Annotated in this window: 15 protein-coding genes and 1 pseudogene; 5 read left to right on the forward strand and 11 right to left on the reverse strand. The window is 61.8% G+C overall.

All coding sequences use genetic code 11. The features are described 5' to 3' along the window. Nucleotides 1-3: 3 nt before the first annotated feature. The gene (gene queE, locus GA566_RS08365) at nt 4-636 is read right to left on the reverse strand and encodes a 7-carboxy-7-deazaguanine synthase (RefSeq protein WP_137924669.1); all 633 of its coding nucleotides are present in this window, start codon (nt 634-636) and stop codon (nt 4-6) included. A 125-nt stretch (nt 637-761) separates the two neighbouring features. Beyond that, nucleotides 762-1,655, reverse strand: coding sequence for a LysR family transcriptional regulator (locus GA566_RS08370; RefSeq protein ID WP_137924668.1), 894 nt, complete (start codon nt 1,653-1,655; stop codon nt 762-764). A gap of 108 nt (nt 1,656-1,763) precedes the next feature. Between GA566_RS08370 and dkgB the strand changes: the two genes are divergently transcribed. Then, nucleotides 1,764-2,564 (forward strand): 2,5-didehydrogluconate reductase DkgB, encoded by an 801-nt coding sequence (dkgB, locus tag GA566_RS08375; protein ID WP_160472491.1) that lies wholly within the window; start codon nt 1,764-1,766, stop codon nt 2,562-2,564. Nucleotides 2,565-2,585: 21 nt separating this feature from the next. Here dkgB and GA566_RS08380 read toward each other — a convergent pair whose 3' ends face one another. Continuing rightward, a complete protein-coding gene (locus GA566_RS08380; protein ID WP_160472492.1) occupies nt 2,586-3,563 on the reverse strand; it encodes an acyltransferase in 978 nt (325 codons plus the stop codon). Nucleotides 3,564-3,856: 293 nt separating this feature from the next. Here GA566_RS08380 and GA566_RS08385 point away from each other — a divergent pair, with 293 nt between their 5' ends. Continuing rightward, a complete protein-coding gene (locus tag GA566_RS08385; protein ID WP_346813649.1) occupies nt 3,857-5,359 on the forward strand; it encodes an MFS transporter in 1,503 nt (500 codons plus the stop codon). A gap of 50 nt (nt 5,360-5,409) precedes the next feature. Here the strand turns inward: GA566_RS08385 and guaA are convergent, their stop codons facing one another. The 3 genes from guaA to guaB all read right to left on the reverse strand — a co-directional run bounded on the left by guaA (nt 5,410) and on the right by guaB (nt 9,281). Further along, nucleotides 5,410-7,029 carry a glutamine-hydrolyzing GMP synthase gene (gene guaA, locus GA566_RS08390; protein WP_137924620.1) on the reverse strand — a complete coding sequence of 540 codons (1,620 nt, stop codon included), beginning with the start codon at nt 7,027-7,029 and terminating at the stop codon, nt 5,410-5,412. Beyond that, nucleotides 7,004-7,705, reverse strand: a complete 702-nt coding sequence (locus GA566_RS08395; protein WP_137924619.1) for a hypothetical protein — start codon at nt 7,703-7,705, stop codon at nt 7,004-7,006. The genes guaA and GA566_RS08395 overlap by 26 nt, the downstream gene beginning before the upstream one ends. Before the next feature lie 112 nt (nt 7,706-7,817). Further along, on the reverse strand, nt 7,818-9,281 hold the full coding sequence (gene guaB, locus GA566_RS08400) for an IMP dehydrogenase (protein WP_137924618.1): 1,464 nt from the start codon (nt 9,279-9,281) through the stop codon (nt 7,818-7,820). A 113-nt stretch (nt 9,282-9,394) separates the two neighbouring features. Between guaB and GA566_RS08405 the strand changes: the two genes are divergently transcribed. Then, nucleotides 9,395-10,354, forward strand: coding sequence for a DMT family transporter (locus GA566_RS08405; protein WP_160472493.1), 960 nt, complete (start codon nt 9,395-9,397; stop codon nt 10,352-10,354). Between the two features lie 97 nt (nt 10,355-10,451). Beyond that, entirely contained in the window at nt 10,452-11,021 is a 570-nt protein-coding gene (locus GA566_RS08410) for a DUF4124 domain-containing protein (protein ID WP_160472494.1), read from the forward strand. A gap of 13 nt (nt 11,022-11,034) precedes the next feature. On the opposite strand, the gene GA566_RS08415 is transcribed toward GA566_RS08410, so the two are convergent. Together GA566_RS08415 and GA566_RS08420 are read right to left on the reverse strand one after the other, a co-directional pair. Next, nucleotides 11,035-11,394, reverse strand: a complete 360-nt coding sequence (locus GA566_RS08415; protein ID WP_137924615.1) for an RnfH family protein — start codon at nt 11,392-11,394, stop codon at nt 11,035-11,037. Then, on the reverse strand, nt 11,378-11,818 hold the full coding sequence (locus tag GA566_RS08420; protein ID WP_137924614.1) for a type II toxin-antitoxin system RatA family toxin: 441 nt from the start codon (nt 11,816-11,818) through the stop codon (nt 11,378-11,380). The genes GA566_RS08415 and GA566_RS08420 overlap by 17 nt, the downstream gene beginning before the upstream one ends. Before the next feature lie 189 nt (nt 11,819-12,007). Between GA566_RS08420 and smpB the strand changes: the two are divergent. Further along, nucleotides 12,008-12,466: pseudogene (gene smpB / locus GA566_RS08425) on the forward strand (SsrA-binding protein SmpB); the annotation flags it as partial. 62 nt (nt 12,467-12,528) lie between these two features. Here smpB and GA566_RS08430 read toward each other — a convergent pair. From GA566_RS08430 to ppsA, 3 genes are all read right to left on the reverse strand, one after another. Then, a complete protein-coding gene (locus tag GA566_RS08430; RefSeq protein ID WP_137924612.1) occupies nt 12,529-13,464 on the reverse strand; it encodes an SPFH domain-containing protein in 936 nt (311 codons plus the stop codon). A gap of 49 nt (nt 13,465-13,513) precedes the next feature. Then, nucleotides 13,514-13,939, reverse strand: coding sequence for an NfeD family protein (locus GA566_RS08435; protein WP_160472496.1), 426 nt, complete (start codon nt 13,937-13,939; stop codon nt 13,514-13,516). 172 nt (nt 13,940-14,111) lie between these two features. Then, nucleotides 14,112-16,496, reverse strand: coding sequence for a phosphoenolpyruvate synthase (ppsA, locus tag GA566_RS08440; protein ID WP_137924610.1), 2,385 nt, complete (start codon nt 16,494-16,496; stop codon nt 14,112-14,114). Nucleotides 16,497-16,504: the final 8 nt, after the last annotated feature.

The raw sequence follows: 16,504 nt of genomic DNA on the forward strand, positions 1-16,504 counted from the left end.
GTGTCAGCGAATGCCCAGCAGCTTGTGGGTCTGCAACGACAGGCGCCAGCGCGGATGGCGCTGGCAGAAATCCACCGCTGCGGCTGTATTCTGCCGTGCCAGCGGACCATCCATGGCCTGCACCAGGAAATAGCGGAAATCCAGTTGTTCGTATGCCGCGAAGTCCTGGCCGTCCTGCGGCATCACCACCTTCAGCTCGTCGCCCTTCTTGACGACAAGCTCCGAACCCATCTTCGGACTCACGCAAACCCAGTCGATACCGTCCGGCACTGGCAGGGTGCCATTGGTCTCGATGGCGATTTCGAAACCCTGCGCGTGCAGGGCGTCGATCAGCGGCGCATCGAGCTGCAACAGCGGTTCGCCGCCCGTGCAGACCACCAGCGGCTGACCGCCCCGGCCCTGCCATTCCGAAGCCACCACCGCGGCCAGTTCCTCTGCAGTCTTGTACTTGCCGCCGCGCGTACCATCGGTGCCGACGAAATCGGTATCGCAGAACTGGCACACGGCCTTCGCGCGATCTTCCTCACGACCGGTCCACAGGTTACAACCCGAGAAACGGCAGAACACCGCGGCGCGGCCGGCGTTAGCGCCTTCGCCTTGCAGCGTGTAGAAGATTTCCTTGACGGCGTAGGTCATGCGTGTGGGTATGGGACTTGTGTAGGGCTTGTAATCGAGTGGTTGCCTGCTCAAAAAATAGGCAAAAGCCGCAGCGTGAGCAACCGGCGATTGTATCAAGAACTTAGGGTTTCTGCTAAGGCATCCTATGGCATGGCCCGCAGCCGATCGGTCAGGAAATCAAGAAATACAGCAATCCGAGTGGATAGCTGCGTGTTGAGATAGTAAACGGCATGGATAGGCTGGCGCACCTCGATGGTGTCTTGAGGCAACACCTGCGCCAGACTGCCCGCCCGGCGGTCGGCATCGGTCATGTAATCGGCCAGGCACACGATGCCCTCCCCGGCCAACGCCAACTGGCGGAGCGTCTCGCCACTGGAAGCCGTTAGCGCGGGCTGGATCTGAATGTCGCTGCCCGATGCATCCCGGAGTGGCCACCGGTTCAGGGTTTCGGGTTGCGTAAAGCCGATCAGCGTGTGCTGGCTCAAGTCAGCTACGCTCTTTGGCCGGCCGTGCGCCTTCAGATAGCCCGGACTTGCCACGACGCGGATCTGGCTCGTGCCCAACGGCCGGGCGTGCAGTGTGGAATCGCGCAGCGGGCCGATGCGGATGGCGACATCGGTGCGATGCTCCAGCAAATCGATGATCTGATCGTTGGTGTTCAGTTCGAGCGAAATCTCGGGATACGCCGCACGAAACGCCCCAACCAACGGCACGATCACGTGGAACATGAACGGCGACGCCGCATTGACGCGCAGCCGCCCCGCCGGTTTCTGCCGGCGCAGCCGCATCTGTTCTTCGGCCTGATCCGCCGCCCCGAGGATCTGCCGCGCGTGGGCCAGCATCACCGCGCCTTCCTCGGTCAGCTCAAGCCGCCGCGTGGTTCGGCGCAGCAAAGTGGTGTCGAGCTTTTCTTCCAGCCTGGATAACGCACGGCTGATGCCGGAAACGGTCTGTCCCAGTTGTTCGGCGGCGGCGGTGATCGAGCCACTGTCCACCACGGTGACAAAGGCCAGCAGTTCTTCTAGTGTCAGAGTCATTGTTGAATTCTAGTCAACTATGTTCTGTCGATCACGGGGTTTCTGCGCAACAAACCTTGGCGCACACTGCGTTCATCGTCTACACACAGCATGCACAAGGAGCCACCCATGCAAATGCCTCAACTCGGCCTCGGCACGTTCCGCCTCAAGCAACAGCAGGCCATCGACTCGGTGACTACCGGCCTGGAGCTCGGGTATCGCCATATCGACACCGCGCAGATCTACGGCAATGAAGCCGATGTCGGACAGGCCATTGCCACGGGCGGCGTACCGCGCGGCGAGTTGTTCGTGACCACCAAGATCTGGATGGCGAACCTGGGTCGCGACGCCTTGCACGCCAGCCTGGAGACCAGCCGCGAAAAGCTCGGCCTCGATCGTCTGGACCTGACGCTGATCCACTGGCCAGCACCGGACGACGGCGTGCCGCTGGCGGAATCCATGGAAGCCCTGGCCAAGGCGCAGGCTGATGGCCTGACGCGCCAGATCGGCGTCTCGAACTTTACGATCGGGCACCTGAAACAGGCCATCGACGTCGTGGGTGCCGCGGCCATCGCCACGAACCAGATCGAGATGCATCCGTTCATGCAGAACCGCAAGGTGACCGATTTCATGCGCGAACACGGGCTGCATGTCACCGCCTATATGCCGCTGGCATACGGCAAAGTGCTGGAGGACGCCACGCTTCAGCGTATCGGCCGCGCGCATGGAGTTTCCGCCGCGCAGGTAACTCTCGCCTGGCTGTTGCAGCAAGGCATCGCCGTGATTCCATCGTCTACCAAGCGCGCCAACCTCGCCAGCAATCTGACGGCTGCGCAACTGACACTGACCGATGCGGAAATGGCGGAGATTGCCGCACTGGACCGTGGCGAAAGGCTCGTCAGCCCAGACTTCGCGCCGAAGTGGGATTGAGCCTGCCGTCGACCGCCGGACTCAGGTCTTGACCGCGAGCACGCCGTCGCCGGCCGCTATTTTCTTGAGCCGCGCGGTCATCGGCAGTTCCACATACCGGTAGACCAAACAGCCGAACACCGCTGTCGAGACAAAGGCCGCCGCTGCCAGCAGATCCACTGGCACGGCGTCCAGGTAGCGCGAAGAAAACTTGTAGAACGCCGGGATCGTGAAGACCTGGACCAGATAGATGCTGTACGACGCGCCCCCGAGGTAGACCAGCCATTTCGAGGCCAATTGCCGCATATGGAGCGCGCCATAGACCAGCAACACAGCGGGGACACCCGACAACAGCAAGCGGTCGATATCGGGCCGCCAGACCATCGTCACGCAGAGCAACGCCGCACCCACCATCGCGAGCGGCAGTCCGATGCGAAATCTGCCTGACTGGTAAGCCTTTGCCACCATCATGCCGCACGCGAATTCGAGCGCTATCGGCCGGCTCCACCCAAGCAGCACCGCCACGATCAGCGCCAGGATCGGAAACAGGAACGCATAACGCCTGCGGGTGAAGATGAGCCCTACCGCGAACAGCGTATAGAACAGCAACTCGTACTCGAGCGACCATCCGACATACAGCACGGGCATGCGATCCAGTGCGACGCCCGCGACGAACAGAAGCGATGACACGATGTGCAGCAGACCGCGGTCATCATCGCGAAACGCGGCGGGCACCACAAAAAGCAGCGCGATCATGGCGAAGGTAAGCAGCCAGTAGATCGGTACGATCCGCAGAAGCCGCTCCTTGAAAAACTCGGATGCGGTACGGTGCTTGCGATCCTGCGTGTAGACCATGACGAAGCCGGAAATCACAAAGAAGACATCGACGCCGCAGTCACCCCACCCCTCGATCCGCACCAGCGAAGTGGACAAGCCGTACACCTTGGAAATGCCGATCACATGGAACATCACCACGGCCAGCGCGGCCAGCGCCCGCAGAATCTGAATATTGTTCAGCATGTCCCCCTCCTCCACGCCTGACCCCGGGGTGATCGCTCTCGATCGGTAGCGCCGGCCCCATATGGTGCGGTCCGCCTGCGCAGCATGGGACGGAATGCCACGCCCGGCTGTGCGGTGCCGCGCATTGGCCCCCAGGCCGGATTGGCCTGCGTCAATCCCATTGGCAGCCCGATGCCGCTGGCGACGGGAAACTGTGCTGGCGCAAGACTCGCCTCTTCTCCCCCTGATACGTTGATCGCCAGCAGGAATGCTGTCGATCGCGCACAAAAGCGCAACTGAAAAGGGGAAGCAACGTGTCAAATTCGCAAGCCATCCCAACCGCCGTCATCCAGCCTGTCGACGCGGCCTCCGATCCCGGTTTCCAGGGCAATGACCGCCTGTTGTTCGGCATTGTGCTGGGCGTTCTCACATTCTGGCTGTTCGCGCAGACCGTGTTCAATGTGGCGCCCGATATGGAAAAGACGCTGGGATTACCTGCCACGACGATGAACATCGCCGTCGCTATCACAGCCTTGTTCTCCGGCATCTTCATCGTCTTCACGGGCGGCCTGGCCGACCGTATCGGTCGGATGCGGATTCTCCGCTTCGGCTTTGTCCTAAGCATCTGTGGGTGCCTGCTGGTAGCGCTCGCGCCGTCAGGCACATTCGCCGCGCCGGCGCTGATCCTCGGCCGTGCGCTGCAGGGTTTATCGGCAGCGTGCATCATGCCGTCCAGCCTGGCGCTGGTGAAGACGTATTGGCACGGCGCGGCGCGGCAGCGTGCCATCAGCCTGTGGTCGATCGGATCATGGGGCGGCTCGGGTCTCTGCGCGCTGTTCGGCGGGTTCGTCGCCGGCAATTTCGGCTGGCGCTCGATCTTTCTCGTGTCGATCTTCGTGGCGCTGGCCGGATTGCTGCTGATCCGCGGCACACCCGAAAGCCGGGCCAACACCGGACGTGCGGTGCGCATCGATCGCTTCGGCATCTTCACTTTCATGCTCGCGATGATCGGGCTGCAGGTAGTTGTGACACAGGGCAGCCGACTTGGCTGGGACAGCGTCGCTACCTTGTTGCTCGGCGCCAGCGCGCTGCTGTTCGGCGCGATCTTCCTGCGGCATGAATTGCGCACACAGGATCCGTTCATCGATTTCAGCCTGTTCCGCAATAGCACCTACACCGGCGCGACAATTTCCAACTTCATGCTGAACGGCGTGGCCGGTACGTTGATCGTCACGATGCAAACGATGCAGTTAGGCGGCAAGCTGTCCGTGCAGCAGGCGGGGATGCTGACCATCGGCTTTGCCGTCACGATCATCGGGTTTATCCGCGTGGGTGAAATACTGCTGCGGCGCTTCGGCTCGCGCTTGCCCATGCTGTGGGGCTGCATGATCACAGGGCTTTCCGTGCTGCTGCTGGCGCAGACGCAATTCTCGCTGGAAACCTACAAGATACTGGTGTTCGTGGGCTTCGCGCTGCAAGGCATCGGACTGGCGTTCTACGCAACGCCTTCGACCGACGCGGCCCTGTCGGCCCTCCCCGAGAACCAGGCCGGCGCCGGTGCGGGGATCTACAAGATGGCATCGTCACTCGGCGGCGCATTTGGCGTAGCCATCTCGGCAGCCATCTTTACGGCGATCCGGACCGATACCGGTGGCCCGATATTCGACGGCCTGCTGGAATTTCAGGGGGGCAAGGAAATCGCCGTGCGAGAAGCCGCCAGCATCGCCCTCTCCTTCAACCTGCTGATGGTCGTGATCGCGGCAATATCGATCATGATGACGATTCCGAAGGCACGGGATCGGGCAACACGTTCCTGACAAAATAAAAAGGCCGACTTAACCGTCGGCCTTTTCTGTCCTACCCGTTGTTATTCCCACTCGATCGTCGCAGGCGGCTTGCCCGATACGTCGTACACCACGCGATTCAGGCCACGCACCTCGTTGATGATGCGATTCGAGCAACGGCCCAGCAGCGCGTACGGCAGGTGTGCCCAGTGGGCGGTCATGAAGTCAGTGGTCTGCACGGCGCGCAGGGCGACCACGTAATCGTACGTGCGGCCATCCCCCATCACGCCAACTGACTTCACCGGCAGGAACACCGCGAAAGCCTGGCTGGTCAGGTCATACCAGCTCTTGCCTACCTGGTTCGGCTCGCACATGCCCGCGGCGGCGTCCTGTTCCGTGGCGATGGTCTTGCGCAGTTCCTCGATGAAGATGGCATCGGCACGACGCAGAAGGTCGGCATAGTCGCGCTTGACTTCACCGAGGATACGCACGCCCAGGCCCGGACCCGGGAACGGATGGCGGTAGACCATCTCGGGCGGCAGGCCCAATGCCACGCCAAGTTCGCGGACTTCGTCCTTGAACAGGTCGCGCAACGGCTCCAGCAGCTTCAGGCCCAGCGTTTCCGGCAGGCCACCCACGTTGTGGTGGCTCTTGATCGTGGTGGCCTTCTTGGTCTTGGTGCCGCCCGATTCCACCACGTCCGGGTAGATCGTGCCCTGCGCCAGCCACTTGGCATTGCTCAGCTTCTTGGCCTCGGCCTGGAAAACTTCCACGAACTCGCGGCCGATGATCTTGCGCTTCTGCTCGGGATCGGTCACGCCGGTCAGATGACCGAGGAACTGCTCGGAAGCATCGACGTGAATCACCTTGGCGTGCAGGCGCCCGGCAAACATGTCCATCACCATCTTGCCTTCGTCCAGGCGCAGCAGGCCATGGTCGACGAACACGCAGGTCAGTTGATCGCCGATGGCGCGATGAATCAGCGCAGCGGCCACCGACGAATCCACGCCACCGGACAGGCCCAGGATCACCTCTTCGTCACCCACCTGCTCGCGAATCTTCTGCACAGCTTCCGTGATGTGATCGCGCATGACCCAGTCCGCCTTCGCGCCACTGACCTTGAGCACGAAGCGCTCGATCATCTCGCGGCCCTTCACGGTGTGCGTGACTTCCGGGTGGAACTGCACGCCGTAGTAGCCGCGAGCCTCGTCAGCCATGCCAGCAATCGGGCAGCTCGGCGTCGAGGCCATCAGCTTGAAGCCCTCGGGCAACGCCGTCACCTTGTCACCGTGGCTCATCCAGACCTTCAGCATGCCGTGGCCTTCCGGCGTGGCAAAGTCCTCGACCCCGTTCAACAGGTTCGTATGGCCATGGGCGCGCACCTCGGCGTAACCGAACTCGCGCGAATCGCTCCACTCCACCTTGCCGCCCAGTTGCACGGCCATGGTCTGCATGCCGTAGCAAATGCCCAGCACGGGCACGCCGAGATCCCAGACGGCTTGCGGTGCGCGCAGCTGATGGTCTTCGTACGTGCTGGCGTGGCTACCCGACAGAATGACGCCCTTTGGCGCGAATTCGCGGACAAACTCGTCGGTCACGTCGTTGGGATGAATTTCGCAATAGACATGCGCTTCGCGGACGCGGCGCGCGATCAGCTGCGTGACTTGCGAACCGAAATCAAGAATGAGGATTTTGTCGTGCATGATGTGCAGTTGGCGTTGCTTCCGGATCTTCGTCGGGCATCACTTCGGTGCCCGGACCGTAGCCAGGCGGCGGTGTGATGATCGGCTCGCGCCGGTATTCGGGGGATGCGGGGGACGTGGCCGCGCGTGTCGGACGCGGGGCGCCACGGTCGTACACGTCGGTCACGTCGCTTACGTCAGTCACGTCGCGGGCGTCGCGGACATCGGTGGCGTTGTTCGGATAATAAACCTCGGCGGGCCGCACTTCGCGCGCCGCCCTTGCCTGTTCGGCGAGTTCCCGCTCACGCAGCCGTACCTTCTTCGCTGCCGGGATCTGCACGATGGCGAAAAACAGCAGCATGGCGGCCATCGTCAGCAGCCATACCTTGCCCGCACCCTGTACGGGCATGTCCAGAAACAGCGTCCAGACCGCAATAAGGATCGCGCTGACCAGATTCACCCAGCCCACTGTACGTGCCACCGGCACCGTCAGATGACCGTTGATTGCGGCCGAGAACAGCAGCCAGGACATGCCGATCGTAGCAGCGCCCAGCAACTGGCCAAACAGCGCCGGCTCCGGCACAGGCAACTGCAAGGCGGCATAGAGCGTGGTGAACGGCGACATCAGCAACAGCATGCCGAGCAGCAGGTCGAGCAATGCGTCAAAAAACAGGACGGCTCGCAGCAATACCTTCATGAACAGGCGCTCCTTCTTGCGGCGCGGCCGCGTGGCCCCGTCAACATCGACGTAGCCAGCGCGGCCGTGGTGCCCCGGGGCCGGCATATCCGGCCAGGGGCTTGGGACTAGATCAGTCGATACGGTAGTTCGGGGCTTCCTTGGTGATCTGCACATCGTGGACGTGCGACTCACGCATGCCCGCGGCGGTGATCTGGACGAACTCGGCGCTCTCGTGCCAATTCGGAATCGAGCTGGCTCCGCAATAGCCCATCGAGGCGCGGATACCACCAGTCAGTTGGTGGATGATCGCCTGCACCGGACCCTTGTAGGCCACGCGACCCTCGATGCCTTCCGGCACGAGCTTGTCGACGTTCGCAGTGTTGTCTTCCTGGAAGTAGCGGTCTGCCGCGCCATCCTTCATCGCACCCACCGAACCCATGCCGCGGTAGCTCTTGAACGAGCGCCCCTGGAACAGGAACTCCTCGCCCGGCGCTTCCTCGGTACCCGAGAACATGCCGCCCATCATCACGGTGTGTGCACCGGCTGCGAGGGCCTTGGCCACATCGCCCGAATAACGGATACCGCCGTCGGCGATCAGCGGCACGCCCGTGCCCTTGAGCGCTTCGGCAACGTTCGACACGGCGGTAATTTGCGGCACGCCCACACCGGCCACGATACGCGTGGTGCAGATCGACCCCGGGCCGATACCGACCTTTACGCCATCTGCACCATGCTCGACCAGCGCCAGCGCGGCTGCACCGGTGGCGATATTGCCGCCGACCACTTCAACTTGCGGGAAATTCTGCTTGACCCAGCGCACGCGATCCAGCACACCCTGGCTATGACCGTGCGCAGTATCTACGACGATGACATCGACGCCGGCCTTGACCAGCAGTTCCACGCGTTCGTCATTATCGGGACCCACGCCCACTGCGGCGCCTACGCGCAGTTGGCCATGCGCATCCTTGCTGGCCAGCGGGTTGTCCACGGCCTTCTGAATATCCTTCACCGTGATCAGGCCGCGCAGCTCGAATGCACCGTTGACGACCAGCACACGCTCCAGGCGGTGGCGGTTCATCAGACGCTTGGCTTCCTCGAGCGGTGCACCTTCGGCCACGGTCACGAGTTTCTCGCGCGGGGTCATCTTGGCGCGCACCGGGGCGTCGAGTTCTTCCTCGAAGCGCAGGTCGCGGTTGGTAATGATGCCGACTACGGTCTTGCCCTCGAGCACCGGGAAACCCGAAATGCCATGCTGCTGCGACAGTGCGATCACATCGCGCACCTTCATGTCGGGCGAAATGGTGATCGGATCACGCAGCACACCCGATTCGTAGCGCTTCACGCGCGCCACTTCACGAGCCTGGTCAGCGGGCTTCAGGTTCTTGTGGACGATACCGATACCGCCGGCCTGGGCCATGGCAATGGCGAGGCGAGCCTCCGTCACTGTATCCATGGCGGCGGACAGCAGCGGAATATTGAGTTCGATCGAACGGGTCAGTCGGGTGCGGAGGGAAACATCCCGGGGCAGGACGGCCGAATAGGCCGGGACGAGCAGCACGTCATCGAATGTGAGTGCTTTCTGGACAAGACGCATAGCGAATCCTCTAGGCGCAAAAGCAGATTATACAGGAATGCAGGATTTGCTGATGCGTTCCTGCAATGCGTTTGCTATTCTCGGCCTCCTTTTTCAACGGCGCATCGGAGACCATGGGAATCGGCGTATTGTGCGGCCTCCTGGCCGGGGCCTTCTGGGGCATGGTCTTCATTGCACCCAAGCTGCTGCCCGCATTCTCTCCATGGGAATTGGCAATCGGCCGCTATCTCGCTTACGGGATCGTGGCCTGCGTTGCCGCCCTACCGCTGATGCGTCGCATTGCCCGCAAGCTTACGCGCGCCGACTGCATCGCCCTGCTGCGTCAGGCGTTCACGGGCAATCTTCTCTACTACGTGCTGCTTGCGTTTGGCGTGCAACTGGCAGGCGTCGGCCCGACTTCACTGATCATCGGCATCCTGCCGATTTCGGTCACGCTCATGGGCCGGCGCGATCATGGCGCCGTGCCGCTTGGCAGACTGGCTCTTCCGCTATTGGTGGTGGCCGCAGGCATCGCCTGCATCAACATCGACCTCTTCACTGGCGGCGACGGCGCGCAGGGTGCCGTGGCGGGTGCGCTGGCCCGCCCAGCCTGGCAGAAGCTGGCCGGCGTTGTCTGCGCGGCGGGGGCGTTGATCTGCTGGACGCTATACGCCGTGGACAACGCACGCTACTTGCAGCGCAATCCACAGTTCAGCGGAAATGAATGGTCCGCGCTGTATGGGTTGTCTACCGGACTTGTCTCATTGATTCTGGCTGTGGTGGGCTGGCTGGCCTTCGCCGACCATCTGACAGCGCCCGGCAGCGGTCGGGAATGGCAGTGGTTCTGGACGGTCAACGCTGCCGTTGCGCTTGGCGCGTCGCTTATTGGCAACAATCTCTGGAACATCTCGAGCCGCAGATTGCCATTGACGCTATCGGGTCAGATGATCGTATTCGAGACGCTTTTCGCGCTGGCGTACGGTTTTGTGTTCGATCATCGCTGGCCGCGACCACTGGAAATTGCCGCCATCGCTTTGCTGATGGTGGGTGTGGCATGGTCGGTCCGCTTGCACGCGACGGACAAGGCTCAGTAGACTAGCGCAATGCCGCACGGGTCACATCGCTGTCAACCCCACCGGCGCATGATGTCCATCACTCTTGAAACCTGCCTGACCTGTTCACGACTTCGCCATGAAACGATCCGTGCTGTATCCGCTGATTGCTGCAACGCTCGCTGCGCTTGTGCCGGGCACCGCCATCTCGCAATGGCAATGGACGGATGCCAACGGGCGCACCGTCTACAGCGACGTGCCGCCCCCGCTGTCTGTGCCGGCAAGCGCGATCAAGGCTGCGCCCGGGCGCTTTGCCGGGGCCTACCGGCCGGTCGAAGCCGAGGGCTCTGCCACCGAGATCCAGAACGACGGCAGAACGGCAGCGAAAGCCGCAAAGCCCGGCGAGCCGCGTATGCAGTCCGTGAGCACCAAGAGCAAGGGCGAGAAATCGGGAGACGCTGACGAAGCGTTCCGCGAGCGTCGCGATGCGCGGATCAAGGCTGATTTGGAAGCTGCGACGAAGGAACGCCAGGATCTGGCACGTCAGGAGAAATGCCAGGAAATGCGCAACTATGCGACGGGCCTCAGCCAGGGCGTCCGCGTATCACGATCCGGTCCGGACGGTGCGCCACAGCGACTCAATGACGAGGAGCGCTCCGCCGAAATCGCCCGGATGAACGAATCGCTGAGCCAGCACTGCACGAGCTAGGCTCCCGGCAACATCAGTCGCCCGCCCCGCCACGCAGCCATTTCTGGCCTTCCCGGATGCCAGTGGCTGTGGCACGGGTTTTCTGCACACGCTTGCGGCGCGCCTGCTTGGGATCAGCCGTCAAGGCACGATAGACTTCGACGCGATCTCCCTCGCGCACCGGGGTGTCAATGGTCTTGAGCTTGCCGAAAATGCCCACGCGCATCGTGGTGGGATCCACTTCCGGACACGTGGCGATCAGTCCGCTGGACTGAACGGCCTGCATGATCGTAGTGCCTGCGGGCACCGCCACGGATTCGAGGAATACCGTATCGGGCCGCGCGTAGCAGACCGAGAGACGTACGGTGCCGCCAGGCTCAGGACTTGTCGGCATACACTACCTCGGCACGCTTGACGAAGGCATCGACGAAGGTATTGGCGATGACGCTGAAGGCCGGCCCGATGATCTTTTCGAGCAGAACGCTCGAAAACTCATAGTGAAGGTGAAACTCGACCTTGCAGGCATCGGCTCGCAGGGGCGTAAATCGCCAGCAGCCATTAAAGGTCTTGAAAGGACCGTCTGCGAACGTCATATCGATACGCGTCGGCCGCTCCTGGGTATTGCGTGTATGGAAATACTGCTTGATGCCACTGAAATGGATGTTGATCTTGGCATCGAGCAAGGTCTCGGTCTGTTCGAAGACCTCCACTCCGCCACACCAGGGCAGGAATTTTGGATAATCTTCCACGCGCGTGACCAGGTCGTACATCTGTTCGGCGGAGAAACCGAGCAGTACGGATTTATGGACGTCTGCCATGTATTCGGATCGCAGGCCCCGCGAAACTGGGCTGGGGCCGGGTGGTTTGCTAGAATCCCGATTTTAGCCGACAGCCGCCAACACGGCACGCCCGGCTTGGCCTGCGCACCACACCGCTGGTTCGACAACCGGCCACACACCAGATAACCGGCCACCTGACAGACCAGGCGGCCCGCAAAGGATTCCACCACCCGCATGACGATCGCTGACAACAAGAAAGCCTTTTTCGACTACTTCATCGAAGAGCGCTATGAGGCCGGGATCGTGCTGGAAGGCTGGGAGGTCAAGGCAATCCGCGCAAACCGCGTCCAGATCAAGGAAGGTTACGTCGTAGTCCGCGACGCCGAAATGTTCCTGATTGGCGCCCACATCAGCCCGCTGCAGAGCGCCTCCACCCACGTCACGCCCGACCCCGTCCGGACGCGCAAGCTGCTACTCAAGGCCGAAGAGATCAAGAAACTGATCGGCAAGGTGGAGCAACGCGGTTACACCCTTGTCCCGCTGAATCTCCATTACACGCGCGGCCGGGTGAAGTGCGAAATCGGCCTCGCCAAGGGCAAGAAACAGTTCGACAAGCGCGAAACCGAGAAGAATCGCGACTGGGAACGCGAAAAGGCTCGCATCATGAAGGGCGGCGCCAAGGAATAGGTCCGCAGTTGCGGCAAAAAAAACGGAGGCCAAGGCCTCCGTTTTCTATGGTGCACAGGACTTCAGATCTTCGTCCCACCCTGCGACTTCACGATCTGCAATGCGGTCGCAACCATGCTGCTCATATCGCCCAGGTTACCGGGAACAATCAGCGTATTGCCCTGCTTGGCGAGGTTCGCGAAGGCTGCCACATATTCCTCGGCCACCTTCAGGTTCATGGCCTCCACCCCACCTTCGCTACGAATGGCATGGCCGATCTTTGCAATCGCCTGAGCATTGGCTTCCGCCACTGCCAGAATGGCGTTCGCCTCGCCCTGCGCCTGGTTGATGGCGGCCTGCCTTTCCCCTTCGGACTTCTGAATGGCTGCTTCACGGGCACCGGACGCCAGGTTGATCTGCTCCTGGCGCTTACCTTCCGATGCTGCGATCAACGCTCGCTTCTCGCGTTCCGCCGTGATCTGCGCCTGCATGGCATGCAGGATTTCCTTGGGCGGTGTCAGGTCCTTGATCTCGTAACGCAGCACCTTCACACCCCAGTTGGCGGCCGCCTCGTCGAGTGCGTTGACCACGCTGTGGTTGATGAAGTCGCGCTCTTCGAACGTCTTGTCGAGTTCCAGCCGACCAATCACGGAACGCAGCGTCGTCTGCGACAACTGCGTAATCGCCACCACAAAGTTGCTGGAACCGTACGACGCCTTCATCGGGTCCGTCACCTGGAAGTACAAGACCCCGTCGACTTGCAACTGCGTGTTGTCCTTGGTGATACACACCTGACTCGGCACATCGAGCGGGATTTCCTTAAGGATGTGTTTGTAGGCAACGCGATCGACAAAAGGCACCACGATCGACAGACCCGGCGTCAGGGTCGCATGGTAGCGGCCCAGTCGTTCCAGTACCCAAGCGTGCTGCTGCGGCACGATCTTGATGGATTTTGCGATCAGCACGATCGCACCAACAAGCAGAATCAGCGGAAAAAGGCCAAGCTGGAAAGCAGACATCAACAAAACTCCCGTCAAAGAAAAAAGCCGGCACCCATGGCCGTGAGATCTACCGTGGCGACACGATCAACGTAGTGCCCCGTACTTCCACGATCCGATATCGTCCCGGCGTCGGATCACTCCCCGGCGCCAGTTCCACGGTCCAGTCAGCGCCGCGGTATGGCACCCGCGCTCGACCGAAGCCATCCCAGGCGCCTACATCCAGTTCCTGCCCGATATCCAGGTTGACGTTTGGATCGGTGCCCGGCTCCCTGCGCCGCAAGCGGCCATAGCGCGTACGGCGCAGCGCCCCTATCGCAATGATCGCAACGACGGCGGCCACTACGGTCTGCAGTGGCACGTCCAGGCCCAACATGGCAGCAACACCCCCTGCCAAAACTCCGGAAGCAATCATCAGCAGATAGAACGTGCCCGTGGCCATTTCCGCGATGATCAGAATCACCGCAGCAGCAAACCAAACGTAATACGGCGTCATCCCGCTCCTTTCCATTTCACAAAACGCCAACCCGAAAAACAAAAACCCCCGCCAAACGCCTTCGGCGTCTGCGGGGGCAGTAGGAACACCTGCCGCAGGGCCGGTGCCGCACGACGCCGGTTCAGGACCGGCGCCAATTTGTTGTCATGTCGCTATTGTGACGTGTAATGCCTCACGAAGCCAGCTGCTTCCAGGTTTCGACCACAGAATCAGGATTCAGCGAGATGGACTTGATGCCTTCTTGAGCCAGCCATGCCGCGAAGTCCGGGTGATCCGAAGGACCCTGACCGCAAATACCGACATACTTGTCCAGGCGCAGCGCCGTGGAGATGGCGCGTTGCAGCATGAAGCGCACGGCCGGATCGCGTTCGTCGAAATCCTTGGCCAGCAATTCCATGCCCGAGTCGCGGTCCAGGCCCAGCGTGAGCTGCGTCAGGTCGTTCGAGCCAATCGAGAAACCATCGAAGAACTGCAGGAATTCCTCGGCAAGAATCGCGTTCGACGGCACCTCGCACATCATGATGATACGCAGGCCGTTCTCGCCGCGCTTGAGACCGTGCTTGGCGAGCAGGTTGATCACGCGCTCGGCCTGGCCCAGCGTGCGCACGAACGGCACCATGATCTCGACGTTGGTCAGACCCATTTCGTCGCGCACGCGCTTCATGGCCTTGCATTCCATCTCGAACGCTTCCGCGAAGTCTTCCGAGATGTAACGCGACGCGCCACGGAAACCCAACATCGGGTTCTCTTCATCCGGTTCGTAGCGCGACCCACCGATCAGCTTCTTGTACTCGTTCGACTTGAAGTCCGACAGACGCACGATCACAGGCTTCGGATAAAACGCTGCGCCGATCGTGGCCATGCCTTCGGCCAGCTTGTCGACGTAGAACGCGCGCGGACTCGCGTGGCCACGTGCCACCGACTCCACGGCCTTCTTCAGGTCGGCATCGACTTGCGGATAGTCGAGGATCGCCTTCGGATGGACGCCGATGTTGTTGTTGATGATGAATTCCAGGCGGGCCAGGCCCACACCTTCGTTCGGGATCTGTGCGAAATCGAAGGCCAACTGCGGGTTGCCGACGTTCATCATGATCTTGGTCGCGATTTGCGGCATCTCGCCGCGCTGGACCTCGGTCACCTCGGTTTCGAGCAGACCATCGTAGATCCGGCCTTCGTCGCCTTCTGCGCAGGAAACGGTCACGAGGGTGCCGTCCTTCAGCAGATCGGTCGCGTCGCCGCAACCCACCACGGCCGGAACGCCCAGTTCACGCGCGATGATCGCGGCATGGCACGTACGGCCGCCACGGTTCGTGACGATTGCCGCAGCGCGCTTCATCACCGGTTCCCAATTCGGGTCGGTCATGTCGGCCACCAGCACGTCGCCCGGCTGCACGCGTTCCATTTCGGACGGGTCGTTGATGACGCGCACCGGACCCGTGCCGATCTTCTGGCCAATCGCGCGACCGCTCGTCAGCACGGCGGACGTGCCCTTGAGCTTGAAGCGTTGCTCGGCCTTGCCAGCCGATTGGCTCTTCACCGTTTCCGGACGCGCCTGCAGGATGTAGATCTTGCCATCCTTGCCGTCCTTGCCCCACTCGATGTCCATCGGGCGGCCATAGTGCTTCTCGATGGTCATCGCGTAGCGCGCCAGCTCGCTGACATCTTCGTCGGTGATCGAGTAGCGGTTGCGCAGTTCGGGCGGTACGTCCACGGTCTTCACGCGGCCAGCTTCGCCGGGCTTCGTGAACTCCATCTTGATCAGCTTCGAGCCAATCGAGCGGCGGATGATCGGGTAGTGGCCGGCTTGCAAGGTCGGCTTGAAGACATAGAACTCGTCCGGATTCACGGCGCCCTGCACCACCGTTTCACCCAGGCCGTAGCTCGACGTGATGAAGACCACGTCCGGGAAACCGGATTCGGTGTCGATCGTGAACATCACGCCCGAGGCGGCCAGATCCGAGCGGACCATGCGCTGGATACCAGCCGACAGCGCCACGACGTCGTGGGCAAAGCCCTTGTGCACGCGGTAGGAGATCGCACGGTCGTTGTACAGCGACGCAAATACGTGCCTGACCTTGTCCAGCACGTCATCGATACCGCTGACGTTCAGGTACGACTCCTGCTGACCGGCAAACGATGCGTCGGGCAGGTCTTCGGCCGTGGCCGACGAGCGCACGGCGAACGACGCCTCGGCACCTTCGCGCGCCGATACGCGCGCGTAGTGCTCGCGGATCTCGGCGTCGAGACGGGGCTGGAACGGTGCAGATGCCACCCAGCCGCGGATTTCCGCGCCAGCTTCGGCCAGCGCCTTGACGTCATCGACGTCAAGCGTCTTCAGACGTTCCGATATACGCGCGGTGAGATTGTTGTGTTCGAGAAAATCGCGAAAGGCCAGGGACGTGGTCGCGAAGCCGCCGGGTACGCGTACGCCGGCGTTGGCGAGTTGCGAGATCATTTCGCCGAGCGACGAATTCTTGCCGCCGACGATCTCGACATCCTGCATGCGCAGTTCTTCAAACGGCAGCACGTAGGCGCCGTTATCTACCTGGTTGGTCATAAAAGCCT

Source organism: Cupriavidus sp. SW-Y-13 (assembly GCF_009793345.1).
In the GTDB taxonomy this organism is placed as follows: domain Bacteria; phylum Pseudomonadota; class Gammaproteobacteria; order Burkholderiales; family Burkholderiaceae; genus Cupriavidus.

Coding starts and splice junctions, on each gene's coding strand:
- queE (WP_137924669.1), bottom strand. CDS start 636: ATGACCTACGCCGTCAAGGAAATCTTCTACACGCTGCAAGGCGAAGGC.
- GA566_RS08370 (WP_137924668.1), bottom strand. CDS start 1,655: ATGACTCTGACACTAGAAGAACTGCTGGCCTTTGTCACCGTGGTGGAC.
- dkgB (WP_160472491.1), top strand. CDS start 1,764: ATGCAAATGCCTCAACTCGGCCTCGGCACGTTCCGCCTCAAGCAACAG.
- GA566_RS08380 (WP_160472492.1), bottom strand. CDS start 3,563: ATGCTGAACAATATTCAGATTCTGCGGGCGCTGGCCGCGCTGGCCGTG.
- guaA (WP_137924620.1), bottom strand. CDS start 7,029: ATGCACGACAAAATCCTCATTCTTGATTTCGGTTCGCAAGTCACGCAG.
- GA566_RS08395 (WP_137924619.1), bottom strand. CDS start 7,705: ATGAAGGTATTGCTGCGAGCCGTCCTGTTTTTTGACGCATTGCTCGAC.
- guaB (WP_137924618.1), bottom strand. CDS start 9,281: ATGCGTCTTGTCCAGAAAGCACTCACATTCGATGACGTGCTGCTCGTC.
- GA566_RS08405 (WP_160472493.1), top strand. CDS start 9,395: ATGGGAATCGGCGTATTGTGCGGCCTCCTGGCCGGGGCCTTCTGGGGC.
- GA566_RS08410 (WP_160472494.1), top strand. CDS start 10,452: ATGAAACGATCCGTGCTGTATCCGCTGATTGCTGCAACGCTCGCTGCG.
- GA566_RS08415 (WP_137924615.1), bottom strand. CDS start 11,394: ATGCCGACAAGTCCTGAGCCTGGCGGCACCGTACGTCTCTCGGTCTGC.
- GA566_RS08420 (WP_137924614.1), bottom strand. CDS start 11,818: ATGGCAGACGTCCATAAATCCGTACTGCTCGGTTTCTCCGCCGAACAG.
- GA566_RS08430 (WP_137924612.1), bottom strand. CDS start 13,464: ATGTCTGCTTTCCAGCTTGGCCTTTTTCCGCTGATTCTGCTTGTTGGT.
- GA566_RS08435 (WP_160472496.1), bottom strand. CDS start 13,939: ATGACGCCGTATTACGTTTGGTTTGCTGCTGCGGTGATTCTGATCATC.
- ppsA (WP_137924610.1), bottom strand. CDS start 16,496: ATGACCAACCAGGTAGATAACGGCGCCTACGTGCTGCCGTTTGAAGAA.